The sequence below is a fragment of the Polaromonas sp. P1_G2 genome, from assembly GCF_056405515.1.
Genome location: NZ_JBFUBY010001457.1, coordinates 1 through 399 on the forward strand (window position 1 = coordinate 1; position 399 = coordinate 399).

Below are 399 nucleotides of genomic sequence, written 5' to 3' on the forward strand. Positions count from 1 at the left end.
GAAATCGGCAAGTCCCTCGACGTCACCGTCGCGGATCTCGGCGATCACGTCGCCTTGGCGTAGGCCGGCTTGCGCCGCCGGGCTGCCGTCGATGACGCTCATCACCACCACCTCGCCATTGGTCTCGGCCGAAAATGCGCCAAGCCACGGCCGCGGCGGCTTGTTGACCTGGCCGCGCTTCAGGAGATCATCGAGGATCGGCGGCAGGAGATCGATCGGCACAGACATGTTGATGTCGGCCACTTCGCTGCCCTGGCTCATCTGCAGCCTGAGCGAGCCGATGCCGATCAGCCGGCCACCCTGGTCGACGAGCGCGGCGCCACCCCAGGAAGGATGCGCCGGTGCGGTGAAGATCGCCTCGTCGAGCAGATATTCCCAATAACCGGCGAATTCCTGCTT

General features: G+C 65.2%; 1 protein-coding gene. It reads right to left on the reverse strand.

Translation table 11 applies throughout. From position 1 onward, the window contains the following. On the reverse strand, positions 1-399 hold a 399-nt coding region (locus AC1D0P_RS31060; protein ID WP_477680242.1), incomplete at both ends, for a PDZ domain-containing protein.